Annotated in this window: 11 protein-coding genes; 4 read left to right on the top strand and 7 right to left on the bottom strand. The window is 70.2% G+C overall.

Translation table 11 applies throughout. The features are described 5' to 3' along the window. Nucleotides 1-6: 6 nt before the first annotated feature. From RAC69_RS04645 to RAC69_RS04630, 4 genes are read right to left on the bottom strand one after another with little or no spacing between them, the layout of a single operon-like run. Complete coding sequence (locus RAC69_RS04645) at nt 7-3,270, bottom strand: GH92 family glycosyl hydrolase (RefSeq protein ID WP_375085461.1); 3,264 nt, start codon at nt 3,268-3,270, stop codon at nt 7-9. Next, the gene (locus RAC69_RS04640) at nt 3,267-4,199 is read right to left on the bottom strand and encodes a carbohydrate ABC transporter permease (RefSeq protein ID WP_341933143.1); all 933 of its coding nucleotides are present in this window, start codon (nt 4,197-4,199) and stop codon (nt 3,267-3,269) included. Before RAC69_RS04640 ends, RAC69_RS04645 begins: the two co-directional genes overlap by 4 nt. Beyond that, a complete protein-coding gene (locus RAC69_RS04635) occupies nt 4,196-5,122 on the bottom strand; it encodes a sugar ABC transporter permease (RefSeq protein WP_341933144.1) in 927 nt (308 codons plus the stop codon). Before RAC69_RS04635 ends, RAC69_RS04640 begins: the two co-directional genes overlap by 4 nt. A 2-nt stretch (nt 5,123-5,124) precedes the next feature. Further along, nucleotides 5,125-6,426 (bottom strand): extracellular solute-binding protein, encoded by a 1,302-nt coding sequence (locus RAC69_RS04630; protein ID WP_341933145.1) that lies wholly within the window; start codon nt 6,424-6,426, stop codon nt 5,125-5,127. A 212-nt stretch (nt 6,427-6,638) separates the two neighbouring features. Between RAC69_RS04630 and RAC69_RS04625 the strand changes: the two genes are divergently transcribed. Beyond that, nucleotides 6,639-7,949, top strand: a complete 1,311-nt coding sequence (locus RAC69_RS04625; protein ID WP_375085459.1) for a glycosyl hydrolase — start codon at nt 6,639-6,641, stop codon at nt 7,947-7,949. Nucleotides 7,950-7,964: 15 nt separating this feature from the next. Here the strand turns inward: RAC69_RS04625 and RAC69_RS04620 are convergent, their stop codons facing one another. Continuing rightward, nucleotides 7,965-8,996, bottom strand: coding sequence for a LacI family DNA-binding transcriptional regulator (locus RAC69_RS04620; RefSeq protein WP_375085458.1), 1,032 nt, complete (start codon nt 8,994-8,996; stop codon nt 7,965-7,967). 166 nt (nt 8,997-9,162) lie between these two features. On the opposite strand from RAC69_RS04620, the gene RAC69_RS04615 reads away from it, so the two are divergent. Both RAC69_RS04615 and RAC69_RS04610 read left to right on the top strand, forming a co-directional pair. Further along, the gene (locus tag RAC69_RS04615) at nt 9,163-12,159 is read left to right on the top strand and encodes an alpha-mannosidase (RefSeq protein ID WP_375085456.1); all 2,997 of its coding nucleotides are present in this window, start codon (nt 9,163-9,165) and stop codon (nt 12,157-12,159) included. A gap of 87 nt (nt 12,160-12,246) precedes the next feature. Further along, nucleotides 12,247-12,657, top strand: coding sequence for an MmcQ/YjbR family DNA-binding protein (locus RAC69_RS04610; RefSeq protein ID WP_375085454.1), 411 nt, complete (start codon nt 12,247-12,249; stop codon nt 12,655-12,657). A gap of 140 nt (nt 12,658-12,797) precedes the next feature. Here RAC69_RS04610 and RAC69_RS04605 read toward each other — a convergent pair whose 3' ends face one another. After that, the gene (locus tag RAC69_RS04605) at nt 12,798-13,388 is read right to left on the bottom strand and encodes a hypothetical protein (protein ID WP_375085452.1); all 591 of its coding nucleotides are present in this window, start codon (nt 13,386-13,388) and stop codon (nt 12,798-12,800) included. Between the two features lie 106 nt (nt 13,389-13,494). Here RAC69_RS04605 and RAC69_RS04600 point away from each other — a divergent pair, with 106 nt between their 5' ends. Then, nucleotides 13,495-14,157: a GntR family transcriptional regulator gene (locus tag RAC69_RS04600; protein ID WP_375085451.1), complete on the top strand. Its 663-nt coding sequence runs from the start codon at nt 13,495-13,497 to the stop codon at nt 14,155-14,157. A gap of 62 nt (nt 14,158-14,219) precedes the next feature. Here the strand turns inward: RAC69_RS04600 and RAC69_RS04595 are convergent, their stop codons facing one another. Then, nucleotides 14,220-15,257 carry a zinc-binding dehydrogenase gene (locus RAC69_RS04595; protein WP_375085449.1) on the bottom strand — a complete coding sequence of 346 codons (1,038 nt, stop codon included), beginning with the start codon at nt 15,255-15,257 and terminating at the stop codon, nt 14,220-14,222. Nucleotides 15,258-15,271: the final 14 nt, after the last annotated feature.

The following is a 15,271-nucleotide window of genomic DNA, read 5'->3' as shown; positions in this document are numbered from 1 at the left end:
CGCGGTTCAGCCCAGATCGAAGAGCTCGATCTGACGCACCGTGACCTCGGCCTCCGCCCGCACACGGAGCGCCGAGGTCACGGTGCGTGCGGCCAGCGCGATGGGCGTGGTGCGATTCGCGGGAAGCTCGATATCGGCGGTGACGGCGATCCGCTCCCAGCCCCGCGGCGTCTCCGACTCCCACACGAGCGCGGCCGAGGATGCCGCCGACACCGTCGTCACCGAGACGTCGCTGACCGCCCGCGCCTCGGCGAACCGCCAGCCGATCCACCCGCCCTGTCGCAGGACGATCCCGTCGGCGCCGGCCGGATCTCCGTCGTCGAACGCGCGCTCCGCGTGCCGGACGCCCTCTGAGGCGATCGGCGAGCCGTCGTTCGCCGTGAGGTCGGGGCGCCACGGCGCGGCATCCGTCTCCGTAGCTCCTCCGAGCCACCCGTTCGGGTCGTCGCCGAACACCAGATCGAGCACGATGTCGGTGGACCGAGGTCCCACCAGGACGTCGACGGGCAGCTCGGCCGTCGGGAGTGGGACGCCGTTCACCCGCGCCTCGTGCAGCACGTGCGCATTCGGCGTGCTGCGGTGTGACCGGATACGCAGGGACGACCCGTTCCCGCGGTCGACGCGGACGTCGTCGAGCAGGGGCGAGCCGATCCGCAGCATCCCCGAGGCGAGCTCCAGCGGATACAACCCGAGCGCGGCCCACAGCCACCACGCGCTCATCTCCCCGTTGTCCTCGTCTCCGGGGAAGCCCTGACCGATGTGGGCGCCCGCGAACAGGCGCCCGGCCAGCTCGTGCACGGTCTCGCCCGCACGCCACGGCTGATCCGTGAACGCGTACATGTACGGGATGTGGTGCGCCGGCTGGTTGGAGATCGCGCACATGCCGGCGCGCAGAGCACGGGCTTCGCGCTGCTCGTGGATGACCGAGCCGTACGCGCCGCCGAAGCGCTCGTCGGCGGTCTCCGGCTCGGCGAACAGGGCGTCGAGGTGGCGGCGCAGTCCCGCACGGCCGCCGTAGAGCTCGGCCAGTCCGTCGCCGTCGTGCACCGCACCGACCGACGTACCCCACGCGTTCGTCTCGACGTTGTCACCGCCCCACGTGCGCGGGTCGAAGGGCTCGGACGAGAACGATCCCCGGTCGTCGCGGCCACGGAAGAACCGCGCCTCGGGGTCGAACAGCGCGCGGTACGACAGCGCACGGTTCGCGAAGTAGCGGCAGAAGGCGCGGTAGCGCGCGGCATCCGTCGAGGAGATGTCCGGGTCGGACGCGAGCTGCGCGGCGAACCGGCCGAGGGCGGCATCGCTGATCGCGTTCTCGATGCTCCAGCTCATGCCCTCCGGCACGGCCGAGGAGATGTACCCGGTGAATCGGCCTCGGTCGATGCCCTTCCGGCCCCGGCGTGCGTCGGGCCCCGGCTCGCACGCGTTGCGCCAGCCGCTCTCGAACGCCGCGCGCCGATCGAAGTCGACGCCCCAGCGCGCGGCATCCGCGAAGATCTGGTCGCTCGACGTACCGACCATGCTGTCGACGTATCCCGGTGCACTCCACCGCGCCATCCAGCCGCCGCGGCGGTACTGCGCGAGCTGCCCGTCGAGCAGCAGCCCCGCGAGCGCCGGATCGAGCAGGGCGAGACCGGGCCACTCCGTGCGATACGTGTCCCAGTAGCCGTTGTTGACGACGAGCTCGCCGTCGACGACCGGCGCGCTCGTGCGCACCTCGCCGAACGGCGTCCGCTCGGCGAAGACGTCGGCGAACGCGGATGCCGGAGAGTGGGCCGACCCGGTGTCCTCGGCTGCGGTGTTCGGATACAGGTGCATGCGATGCAGGGCGGCGGCGATCCGCGCCCTGTCCTCCTCATCGGCGAGCGCACGATACCCCGCGTCGGACGCGGGCAGCGGTGGGATCGTGACGCGGTCGAGCAGCCGGTTCCAGGATGCCGCGGCGTCGGCGCGCAGCTCGTCGAACCCGGTCGCGGCGTCGAGTTCGAGAGCGAGGCTGCGCTCGGCCTGCTCGATCGACAGGAATGACACGGCCACCCGCACCTCGAGCGATCCGCGGCCGGCGACGAACCCGGCCACCCGTCCTCGTCCGGCGTCGGAGAGTGGGCCCCGTTCGGTGCAGCCGCTTCCGACCACCCGTCCGGCGAAGTAGCAGCGCGGGGCGTTGCCCCAGTCCTCGGACCCCTCGGGGATCCAGCCCGCGAAGCCGTCGGCATCCGTCCAGTGGAGCTCTCCCTCGTCGGTGAGCTGGTCGATCACGAAGCCCACGCGCTCGTCGGCGTCGTCGCCGCGCACACAGAACGCCGCGCCGTGCACGGTCGCCGTGAGCTCGGCACGGATCCGGCTGCCGTACCCGTCGTCGAGCACCGCGGCGTACTCGTGCGGCCGCGCGCGCTCGGACCCCGGGATGATCCAGCGCCGGCGGGCGCCGTGCTCCGACACCGCGGTGCCGGAGAACGGCATGAGCTGGAGCACCGAGCGGTCGCCGATCCACGGGCTCGGCTGATGCGAGAACTGCAGCGCCTCCAGCCGGCGGCCCTGCGGATCGTCGTGCACGGACGGGCGGTACGGCCAGTTCGCGTCGGCTGCGTCATTCGCCGGGGTCACGAACGTGAAGCCGTGCGGACGTGCCACCGCCGGAATGGTGTTGCCGCGTGAGAACCGCGCGCCCGAGTGCGTCCCTCGACGCGTGTCGACCCGCTCCACGGGAGGGAGGTCGGATGCCGCGGCGCTCCGCTGTTCGACCAGCACCTGCACGAAGCCGCTCACCCGAGCGGGGAGGCCGGCGGCATCGGCCAGCGATCCCGCGCCGAGCACGACCTCGACCGCCCCGCGACGCCCGGCGAGCGGCGCGAGCGAGACGGTGTCGGCGTTCCACTGCTCCGGCATGCTCCAGCGTGCCGCGAACTGCGCGTCCGCCGTGATCGCGAAACCGTAGCGGTCGCGGACGGCCGGGTCGTCGCCGAGGCGTCTGACGTCGCCGAGCCCGTTGACGTTCCCGTCGCCGTCATCGACGCGCACGTCGACCGACACGGCGAGCGCGGCGTGCGGCGCGAGCGCGGCATCCGCGCCGTCGGCGTAGAAGGCCCAGTGCAGCACGGTGTCCGGTGCGATCTCGATCGGGCCCAGGTCCGGCACGTCGACGCGCTGCGGGCCCGCGGCCGGATCGACGTCGAACGCGAACACCGGCGCCGCGAGGACGCCGGAGCGCGGGCGCGACGACGGCGGGTCCGCCGGGCCGTCCGCGGGGGTGAGCCGCGGCGCAGTCACCCCTTGACGGCGCCCTCCTGGACGCCCTTGAAGAAGAACCGCTGCGTGAACGAGAACATGATCACGATGGGCACGAGAGCGATCATGGTGCCGGCGGCGATGAGCCGCGGGTCCACGGAGAAGCTGCTGTTCAGGTAGGCCATGCCGACCGTCAGGGTGTACTTCGACGGGTCGGACAGCACGATGAGCGGCCAGAGGTAGTCGTCCCATGCGCCGATGAAGGCGAAGATCGCGACGACCGAGACCATGCCGCGGATGTTCGGCCACACGATGTGGCGGATGCGCTGCCAGGTCGTGGCCCCGTCGACCGTCGCGGCATCCAGCACGTCCTTCGGGATCATGCGGCACGCGGTCGCGACGAGCAGCACGTTCATGGCGCTGATCGCCCCCGGCAGGAAGACGCCCCAGAGGGTGTCGGCGAGGCCGAGCGCGCGGATCGTGAGGAAGTTGCTCGTCACGGTGACCTCGCCGGGGAAGAGCAGGGTCGACAGCAGGATGGCCATGACGATCCACTTGCCGCGGAACCGCATGCATCCCAGTGCGTAGCCGGCGAAGGTCGCGAGCACGACGTTGCTGATCACGGTGCCGACCGACACGAGCAGCGAGTGCCACGCGTACAGATACACGGGCACGACGTCGGCGACGGTGGCGTAGTTCCCGAGCGTCGGATCGCGGGGGATGAGGTTCGGCGGGAAGGAGTAGATGTTCTCCTGCGGGCCCTTGAACGAGGTCGACAGCTGCCACACGAACGGGCCGATCACGAGGAACAGCACGAGCAGGAGCAGCGCGTAGCGGCCGATCAGCCCGCCGAGCGTCGGCTTGCTGAAGTCGCCCGAACCGCGGCGGCGGAAGATGCGCTCGCGCGACGGCGGCGCGGCGTCGTCGGCGGGGCGCTCGTCTTCGGTGCGGGGGCGGGTCAGGATGCTCATGCGGGAGCCTTCGCCTTCTTCTCGCGATTCATGAAGGCGATCGCGGCGAGCGGGATGAGGGTGAGGAGGAACAGCGCGACGCTGATCGCGGAGGCGTAGCCGATGTTGCCGTTCAGGCCGGATCCGACCTGACGGATCAGCATGACGAGCGACATGTCGTAGCCGCCCGGCCCGCCGGTGCTCTTGGAGAGCACATCGAGCTCGGCGAAGACGCGCATCGCCGACACCGCTATGAGCACCGAGATCAGCAGCATCGCCCCGCGCACCGAGGGGATCGTCACCGACAGGAAACGACGGAAGGATCCGGCGCCGTCGAGCATCGCCGCCTCGTGCAGCTCCTTGCCGACGTTCCCGAGGGCGGCGAGGTACACGACCATGTAGTAGCCGAGGCCCTTCCACACGGTGAGGAGGATGGCGCAGCCCAGCAGCAGCCACCGATCGACGAGGAACGCCACCGGCTTGTCGACGACTCCGAGGAACTCGAGCGTCTGGTTGATGATGCCGCGACTGTCGAACAGCCAGGTCCAGATCAGGGCGACCACGACGACCGAGGCGATCACGGGGAAGTAGAAGGTGGTGCGGAAGAACGAGATGCCGGGGAGCTTCTTCTGCACGAGCAGCGCCAGCAGCAGCGGCAGGATCGTGAGCAGCGGCACGCATACGACCACGTAGATGATGCAGGTGGTGAGCGCGTTCCAGAACATCTCGTCGCCGAACATGCGCTCGTAGTTCGCGCCGCCGACGAACTCGGGCGTGCGCAGGGGCTTGGCGTCGGTGAAGCTCAGGACGACCGTGTTGAGGAACGGCCAGAGCGCGAACACCAGCACCCAGATGACGGCGGGTGCGAGCAGGAGCCACGGCGTGAACCACCTGTGGGAGGTGATCCCGCTGCTCCGCTTCCGGGTGCCGGTGTCCGCGGCCATGCTTACTGGTCCACCCGGTTCGCGTTGGCGTACTCGACGATCTTGTCGAGCTGCGTCTTCGGGTCGGCCTCGCCGTTGATGGCGAGCGCGATCTGCTGCGTCATGTACGTCGCCATGTCGGACGTCCACTGGAACGGGATCGCCTTCGCATCCTGCATCGCCGTGAACACGGTGTCGATCGCGGCGAGCTGCTTCGGGTCGGTGACCGACGACGAGATGTTCTCGACGACCGTGTCGCCGCCGGAGGTCGTGCCGGGCGCGGTGCCGACCGCCAGCGACGAGAACGCGATCTGGTTCTCCTCGTTGGTGACGTACTCGGCGAATGCGAGCGCCGCGGACTTGTTGTCGGAGTCGGCCGAGACGTTCAGCCCCTGCACGTACAGGGGAGGGATGCCGAGGCGCGGCGTCGCGACCGTGTTCTCGAGGAGCGCCGGGGCGTCCTTCTGCAGGTCGGTGGTGAAGCCGGTGCCGCCGGTGGTGAAGGCGACCTTCTCCTGGATGTAGGCCTCGGCGTTCCCGCCGTAGTCGCCGGTCAGCGCCTCGGCGGGCATCGCTCCTGCCGCGTAGGCGTCGGCGTAGGCCTGGATGATCTCGGCGGCCTCGTCGGTGTTGAAGACGAACTCGCCCTCGTCGTCGATGACCTCCATGCCGGCGGACGTGAAGGTGTCGAGTGCGGGGATCGACGACAGCAGCTGCACCTTGCCGCCGGACTGCGATGCGACGTCCTTCGCGAGGGTGAGGAGCTCGTCGACCGTGGTGGGCAGGTTGTCCTCGGTGACGCCGTAGGGCGCGAGCTGTGCGAGGTTCCACCATGAGGCGTCGCTGGAGAGGTACCAGGGCAGACCGTACGTGCCCTCGACGCCCGGGTACTGGCTGTAGGACTCCCACGCGCCCGTGTTGTAGACCGACTTCAGGTCGGCATCCGCCTCGTCGATGTCGAGGAGCTTGCCGGCGGCGACGAGCGGATAGGCGATGTCGGGCGGCAGGTTCAGCACGTCGGGCAGCGTGTTGGCATTGGCCTGGCTGAGGATCTTCTCCTGGTATCCGTCGCCGGGCTGGTCGAGCCACTCGACCGTGACGTCGGGGTGCTCCTTCTCGAACGCGTCGATGAGGTCTTCGAAGTACGGCGTGAACTTCTCGTTCTTGAGCGACCAGGTCTGGAACTGGATCGTTCCGCTCAGCTCGCCGGACGTGTCGATCGGGCCGCTGTCGCCGCCCGCGCCGCCACCTCCCGTGCAACTCGTCAGCGCCAGGACGCCGATGCTGAAGGCTGCCACCGTGGCAATGCGTGTCGGAACTCTCATCGTGCTTCTTCCTCGAGGCGGGCGATCGGGCGCCGGTCCGATCATTGGACTACAGCGCTTTAGCAGATGAAACCATCCGAAACGGCGCGTGTCAAGGCTCGCCGCGGCGGCCTCTTGCGGCGATCTCGGCGTGGTATGCGCGATGTTGCTCAAGCGTTATAGTGGTCCGATCCCGTCCTCGCCGGAGGACACCGTCGGAAAGGTCCGGATACATGACGCAGCGCGGCGCCCTCGATGCTCCCCTGAGATTCGGGGCGAACTACACGCCGTCGAAGGACTGGATGCACTCCTGGCTGGAGTTCACCCCCGACGACGTGCGCCGCGACTTCTCGGCTCTCGCGGAGCTCGGCCTCGACCACGTCCGCGTCTTCCCGCTGTGGACCGTGCTGCAGCCGAACCGCACCTTCATCCGCGACAGGGCCGTCGACGACGTCCGAGCGGTGGTCGACATCGCCGGCGAGTTCGGGATGGACGCGAGCGTCGACGTCATCCAGGGCCACCTGTCGAGCTTCGACTTCGTGCCGTCCTGGCTCGGGACCTGGCATGACAAGAACATGTTCACCGATGCCAAGGCCCTGAGCGGCCAGGTCGCGCTCGTCGATCGCCTCGGCCGTGCGCTGCGCGACGCCCCCAACTTCCTCGGCCTGACGCTCGGCAACGAGACGAACCAGTTCTCCGCTCACACCCACCCCTCGCCTTGGCCGGTGACGCAGGACGAGGCGGGCGGATGGATCTCGGCGCTGCTGTCGGCGGCCGAGCAGGCGGCCCCGGGGTTGCCGCACGTGCACAGCGAGTACGACGCCGTCTGGTACATGGACGGTCACGGGTTCACGCCGGCGCACGCCTCCCGCCTGGGTGCGATGACGACCATCCACTCGTGGATCTTCAACGGCACGGCGCAGCGCTACGGCGGAAGGTCGGTGGCCTCCGACCGGCACGCCGAGTACCTCATCGAGCTCTCCCGCGCCTTCGCGACCGACCCCGACCGCGTCGTCTGGCTGCAGGAGGTCGGCGCGCCGTCGAACTGCCTCGCCGACGACGAGATGCCCGACTTCCTCGAGGCGACCGTCCGTTCGGCCGCGCGCACCGAGAACCTCTGGGGCATCACCTGGTGGTGCTCGCACGACGTGAGCCGCGAGCTCGGAGACTTCCCCGAGCTGGAGTACTCGCTGGGTCTCATCGATCAGACGGGTGCTGCGAAGCCGATCGGCCGTCGCCTCGCCGAGCTCATCCCCGAGCTGCGGCGACGCACCGCCGCCCCCGCGCGCGACACCGCGATCGTCGTCGAGGTCGACGAGCGGGAGGTGCCGGTGAGCAGGGCTGCGCTGAGCCCGGGCGGAGCGGTTTTCCAGGCGTGGGTGGATGCGTGCGCCGGCGGGCTCGACCCCGCCCTGGTCACCTCCCTCGACGCGCTCGATGCCGCGGCGCTCGACGCCCGCGGCATCCGGCACCTCATCCGTCCCGATCTCGCCGCGAGCGGTGTCGACCGCTACGGCTCGGTGAACACCGTCGTGCAGGCCTGAGCCGGGGTCGCCCGCTCAGGCGACCGGCGCCGGCGGCGCGGTGCTCTCGCGCACCGTCAGCGTCGGGGTCGGGCCCTCGACGCTCGGCAGGTTCGCTCCTGCCTCGATCTGCTGCAGCAGCAGCGTCGCCGCGCGCTCGCCGAGCTCGAACGTGTCGCGGGTCATCGCCGTGATCGACGGGTTGATGAGGCCGGCGATCACCGAGTCGTCGAAGGAGGCGAGGGACACGTCGCGGGGGACGTGTCGGCCCATCTCCTGGGCCACCCTGAGCCCGGCCACGGCCATGACGTCGTTGTCGTAGACGATCGCGGTCGGACGCTGACGGCCGGCCAGGAGCGTGCGGGTCACGGCCGACGCGCGCGCGGGGGAGAAGTCGGTCGTGATGACCTCGCCCGCGACGCCGTCGCCGGTCATGCGGTCGAGCACCTCGGCGCGCAGCCGCGTGTGCTCGAGCTCGGCGGGCCCGGCGACGTAGGCGATGCGCTCGTGGCCCAGCGCGGCGAGATACGAGAACAGCGACTCCGCCACCGCGTCATCGCCGATCCAGACGCTCGGCACGGAGCCGTCGGGCGACGGCTTCGAGCCGATCATGACGGCGCGAGCGTCGAGGGCGGTGATGCGCTCACCGCGGGGATCGTCGTCGCGGGGGTCGATGAGGATGATTCCGTCGACCTGATTGGAGGAGCGCCACTGCCGATGCACCTCCATCTCTTCCGCGATGCCGCTCACGAGGCGCAGCTGCAGGCTCACCTTGCTCTCGGAGAGGCGGGATTCGATGCCCGCGATGAGGTCGGTGAAGAACGCCTCCGACCCCAGCGACCGGGCAGGGCGCGCGAGGGCGAAGCCGACCGTGTTCGCGCGCGCCCCGACGAGTGCTCTGGCTGCGGAGCTGGGCTGCCAGCCGTTCTCTTCGACGATCGACAGGATGCGCTGCCGCGTCTCCTCGCTGACGCCGGGGCGGCCGTTCAGGGCGAACGAGACGGCACCGGGCGAGACGCCTGCCATGCGCGCGATGTCGGCGATGGTGACGCGTTTCGCCGGGCTCATAGTCCCTCACCATACTTGATCGGTTTAGCCCCCAGGAAGACGTGACGACATCCTGTGAGCACGGATGCTAGATCGCTTTAGTAAATCGGATAGCATCGTCGGACGGCACCGCAATCCCTCTCGCCGTCCCCCGCCCCCTCTCACCGTCGAGCTCGGAGAATGACCCATGCATGACGACACCTCGCTCACCGTCGGCCGCGTCAAGCGCGTCCTGGAAGAGCGGATCCGCCCCGCCGTCCACTCGGCCTCCGTGCCGCTGGAGATCGCACTGCACGAGTTGCCGGGTGAGCCCATCGCCCCGACCGAGGGACTCGCCCTCGACTTCGAGCCGGCCGCGGTCGGCGAGATGTGGGGTCCCGCCTGGGGCACCACGTGGTTCCGGCTCACCGGCAGCGTGCCGGCGGAGTGGGCCGGCCGCCGCGTCGAGGCCGTGATCGACCTCGGCTTCGACATCAACATGCCGGGGTTCCAGTGCGAGGCGCTCGTGTATCGTCCCGACGGCTCTCCCGTGAAGAGCATCAACCCGCGCAACCAGTGGGTGCCGATCGCCCAGACCGCCGCCGGCGACGAGCCCGTCGAGCTGTACCTCGAGGCGGCGGCGAACCCCGTGCTGCTCGACTACCACCCCTTCCTCCCGACCCAGGAGGGCGACATCCGCACGTCGTCCCCGGAGCGCCTGTACCGCTCGCGGCGGATGGACCTCGCCGTGTTCGAGCAGGAGGTCTTCGACCTGTCCCTCGACCTCGAGGTCCTGTACGAGCTGCAGGCCGAGCTCGCTCCGACCTCGCCGCGGCGCATGCGCATCCTGCAGGCGATGGACGACGCGCTGGACGTGCTCGACCTGCAGCGCATCGCCGAGACCGCCTCCGACGTCCGTGCCCGCCTCGCAGGCGTCCTGGCTTCGCCTGCCGAGGCCAGCGCGCACCGGATCTCGGCGATCGGGCACGCGCACATCGACTCCGCCTGGCTGTGGCCGGTGCGCGAGACGATCCGCAAGGTCGCCCGCACGACCTCGTCGATGACCTCGCTGATCGAGGAGCAGCCGGACTTCCAGTACGGCATGTCGAGCGCGCAGCAGTACGCGTGGCTCAAGCAGCACCGCCCGGAGGTGTGGGAGCGCGTCAAGGCCGCCGTCGCCGATGGACGCTTCCTTCCGCTCGGCGGCATGTGGGTCGAATCCGACACCGTGATGCCGTCGGGGGAGTCGCTCGTGCGCCAGTTCGCGTACGGCCAGCGGTTCTTCGAGCGCGAGTTCGGCATCCGCTCGAAGGGGGTCTGGCTGCCCGACAGCTTCGGCTACTCGCCCGCCCTGCCCCAGCTCATGCGGCGGGCGGGGTTCGAGTGGTTCTTCACGCAGAAGATCTCCTGGAACCAGCAGAACGTGTTCCCGCACCACAGCTTCCTGTGGGAGGGCATCGACGGCTCGCGGATGTTCACGCACTTCCCGTCGATGGACACCTACAACTCGCAGCTGAGCGGCATGGAGGTCGCGAAGGCCGCGCGCCAGTTCAAGGAGAACCGCGTCTCCTCCCGGTCGATCGCGCCCGTGGGCTGGGGCGACGGCGGCGGCGGCACGACCCGCGAGATGACCGGCAAGGCCGAGCGCCTGCGCGACCTCGAGGGCAGCGCGCGCGTCGAATGGGAGCATCCTGACTCCTTCTTCGAGAAGGCGCGTGCCGAGATCGCGAACCCCGCGGTCTGGGTCGGCGAGCTCTACCTCGAACTGCACCGCGGCACGCTCACCAGCCAGCACGCGACGAAGGCGCTGCACCGCTGGGCGGAGCACGCGCTCGTCGAGGCGGAGCTGTGGGCGGCGACGGATGCCGTGCGGACAGGCGCCGCATACCCGAAGGCCGAGATCGACCGGCTGTGGGAGACCGTGCTCCTGCACGAGTTCCACGACATCCTGCCCGGCACCTCGATCGCCTGGGTGCACCGTGAGGCCGTCGAGGTGTTGAGCGGCGTGCTGTCGGACGCGCAGGACATCGCGGATGCCGCCCGGCGGTCGCTCGCGGGCGAGGGCGACCGCGAGCTGCGGTTCACGCCGAGCTCCGTCGACGGTCGCGGCCGCGCGCTCGGCGCCGCCTGGGCGGACGGACCAGCCGGCGCTCCCGTCTCGCTCGGGGAGGAGGCGGGCGGCTGGCGTCTCGAGAACGAGCTCGTGTCGGTGCTCGTGTCGGGCGAGGGTCTGATCGTGTCGGCCGTCGACAAGGCCACGGGACGAGAGGCCGTCGCCGAGGGCCGCGCCGCGAACCTCTTCCAGCTGCACCAGGACTTCCCCAACATGTGGGACGCGTGGGACATCGACCGCTACTACCGCAACAGCGTCGACGACCTCACCGGGGTCGCGTCGATCTCGGCATCCGTCGTCGACGGCGTGGCCGCAGTGCGGGTCGTGCGCGAGTTCTCTCAGTCGCGCATCGAGCAGACCATCGTGCTGGCCCCCGGCTCGCGCACGGTGCACCTGCGCAACGACGTCGACTGGCACGAGACCGAGAAGCTGCTGAAGCTCGCGTTCCCGCTCGACGTGCAGGCGTCGCACACCGAGGCCGAGACGCAGTTCGGCTACCAGTCGCGCGTCACCCACACGAACACCAGCTGGGAGGCCGCGAAGTTCGAGGCGTCGATGCACCGTTTCGTGCTCGTGCGCGAGCAGGACTTCGGCGTCGCGCTCGTCAACGACTCGATCTACGGGTACGACACATCGCGTGACGTGGACGGCGACGCGGTCACCACGACCGTGCGCCTGTCGCTGCTGCGCGCGCCGCGGTTCCCCGACCCGGACACCGACCACGGACCGCACCAGATCGAGATCGGGTTCGTGATCGGAGCGGATGCCGCGATCGCCACCGCCGAGGGCATCGCGCTCAACGCGCCGGCATCCGTCGTGCGCGGTGCGCGCGAGGTCGAGCCGCTCGTATCGGTCGCGGGCGACGGCATCGTCGTGTCGGGCGTCAAGCTCGCCGACGACGGATCTGGCGATGTGATCGTGCGGCTGTACGAGGCGCTCGGGCGCCGTGCGGTCGGCTCGCTGGCTGTCGGGTTCGAGCACTCGGAGATCCGCGAGGTCTCGCTCATCGAGGATCCGCTGGACGACGCGCGGGTCGGCGGCGAGCTGCGCCTGCGCCCGTTCGAGGTGCGGACGCTGCGCATCGTGCGCTGAGCTGTCGGCGGCGCACGTGTGCGATCGTTCCGCGCACGTGCGCGAGGGGCGGTTGTGGCGACCGCTCTACGGGAGGACGATGGCGCCATGGCGACCATCGACGACGCGCGAGCGATCGCGCTCGCGCTCCCCGGTGTGACCGAGCGGGTGGGCGGACACACCGGGGAGCCGGCGTGGCGATTGTCGAGCGGCCAGATCGCGTGGATCCGCGGTCCTCGGGCGACCGACCTGCGGCAGCTCGCCGCGCTCGGAGCCGCATGGCCGGAGCGGCCGGTGCTCGCCGTGCGGGTCGGCAGTCAGGAGGAGAAGGAGGCGCTGCTCGCGGCCGAATCGGAGGCCCTCTTCACGATTCCTCACTTCGACGGGTACTCGGGACTTCTCGTGCGGCTGGACGCGATCGAGCGCGACCGCCTCGCCGAGCTCATCGCCGACGCCTGGCTCGTGCGCGCGCCGGTGCTCGTCGCGAAGAGATGGCTCGACGAGCGCGGACTCGCCTAGCGCGGATCGTCTCTCCGCCGCTGCTCTCGTGTCGGTCGTCGAGCGGGCGGGGCGGGACGAAACGTGTACCGCTGCCTGTCTCCGACTCTCTCCTGCATCGTTCCCCGGCCAGGTCCCGCATGACGATGTGCGGGCGGAGCTCAGGCGGGTCCGAGGCGGAGCACCTCCGGCGACTCGCCTCCGGTGAGCTCGTCCGCGACGCGGATGCAGCGCGCGAGATCGTCGAGCGCGCCGTCGAGCGTGCCGAAGCGCTCCCGATCGCTGCACACCGCCGTGAGGGTGATGAGGTGCGTCCCCGTGTCCCAGGTGTAGGTGGCGAAGGGCGGTGTCGCGGGGGACGGCGGCATCGCGACGACGAGCTTCTCGCCCGCGCCCAGCCACCGGCTGGAGAACGACTGGGTGTCGTCGTAGTCCATCGGCATCGATGCTCGGGCGATCCGCACGTCGGGCGTCAGCACCTGCACCGTGGCCATCGCGACGACGAGCTCGGGGTCGGCCCGCCACGTCCAGACGAGGACGCGACCGTCGGCCCGACGCATGAGCATCGGAGCCGCCTGGCTCATCGCCCACGCACCGAACCGGGACCCCGGCCGCTCGGTCGCGCCGAGCGCGGCGTTCGCCTGGCCGAGCAGCATCCTGATCGCGGCCTTGCGGTGGCGTCGCCCCTTCCACCCGAGCGAATCGGTCACGGGGATCCAGAGCTGCGGGTCGGCCTCGGCAGTCAGTCGCATGACACCACGCTAGCCGCAGCGCCGCGTGGGAACTTGACGGTGGGCGTGTGCATAGGTGACACTCAGATTCCGATAACTGTTAACTGTCAGATGAGGTGGAGCGTCGGTGAATTCACGACCACTGGGCATGGGGGAGCAGATCGCTCACCGCCTGCGCGTCGAGATCATCACCGGAGGCATCGCCCAGGGCGAGCATCTCGCGGAGGATGCGCTGGCGAGTCGGTTCGACGTCAGCCGCGGTCCGATCCGCGACGCCTTGCGCCAGCTCGAGTCCGAAGGGCTCCTGGAGAGCCGACGCAAGCGCCTGTACACGCGCGGGCTCGGACTCGAGGGGGTCGAGGAACTGTACGAACTCCGCGAAGCCCTCGAATCGCTGGCGATCCGTCTCGCCGTCGCGCGCGCCAGCGCGAAGGAATGGGATGCGGTGCAGGACATCGTCGACCGCATGCGCGCCGCGGGCGAGGTCGGCGATGTGGAGATGTTCGCCGAGGCGGACATGGACTTCCACACCTCCTTCTACACGATCTCCCGGAACCGTCGCCTCATGGAGGCATGGCGCCCGTACCAGCGCACGTTCGCGATCCTCTTCGAGCTCAGCGACACCCCCGACATCCCCGCCGCCACGGCGGACCATCAGGGCTTCCTCGACATCGTGCGCACCGGCGACGCGGATGCCGCGGTCAAGCGTCTCCAGCTGCACCTGACGCTCGCGAAAGGCCACGTCCGCGACGCGCTTCCGGAGCCGCTCCGCTCCGGCCTCGACGCCTGACTTCTCGACGCCTGACTTTTCGACGCCTGACTCCTCGAGACCTGACGAATGCCGGCTGACGCCTAGACGCGTCGGTCGATCCGTCCGCTCACGTCGACGACCACCTTGCCGCTCACCGTCGGGTCGACCATCGTCTCGAACGCGCTGGCCGCGCTCTCGAGCGGGGTCACGGCCGTCACGATCTCGGCAGCGTGAGGAGAATCCCTCAGGAGTCGGAGCGCGTCGTCGAACTCGCCGGAGAAGCGATGCGTGCCGATGAGGTGCAGCTCTTTGGTCACGATGCCGGAGAGTGCGATCGGTCGCGGGTCGCGCGGCAGCATCCCCAATTGCACGATCCGCGCGTCCGCGCGCGCGATCGACACGGCCGACTCCAGCGCGGCTGGGACGCCGCTGGCTTCGATGACCACGTCGGCGCACGACGCGCGCGGCTCCTCCACGGAGAGGTCCACCACGGCATCCGCGCCGATCCGACGGGCGAGCGCGAGCGGGGCCTCCCGCACGTCCGACACCGTGACGCGGCGTGCACCCGCACGCCGGAGCGCCAGTACCGCGAGCAGTCCGATCGGACCCGCTCCGCAGACGAATGCCTCGGCGCCCCGCAGGTCTCCGGCGCGAGACAACGCGTGCAGCACCACGGCCGTCGGCTCGGCGAGCACCGCGGCCGCGGAGGGCAGCTCCGCCGGGATGACGCGGAGGCGCTCGGTGCGCAGCGCCAGGTACTCCTGGAGGCCGCCGTCGGTATGCGGCCACGTCGACGCGGAGCCGAGGAACGAGGGCGACTCCTCGCGGAGATCGTCAGGGACGTCGTGCTGCCCGGGGCGCGGGCACGGCCACACGGGGTGCACGGCGACGCGGTCGCCGACCGTGACGAATGCGTCGTCGGCCGGAGCCTCCACAACGGTGCCGACGATCTCGTGGCCGAGAACAAGGGGTGCGCGCACACGGAAGTCGCCGTTCGCTCCCTTCCGGAAGTAGCTGAGATCCGATCCGCACAGCCCGACCAGATCGACTCTCACCAGTGCGTGCCCTGCCCGGACCACGGGCATCGCGCGATCGACGATCTCCACGGTTCCGGTTCCCGCGAGTCGGACGGCTCTCATGTGTGTCTCCGTTC

Source organism: Microbacterium sp. LS_15 (assembly GCF_041954735.1).
Classification (GTDB): Bacteria; Actinomycetota; Actinomycetes; order Actinomycetales; family Microbacteriaceae; genus Microbacterium.
Note: the sequence above shows the minus strand (reverse complement) of the source record. Positions and strands in the feature narration are given on the sequence as shown.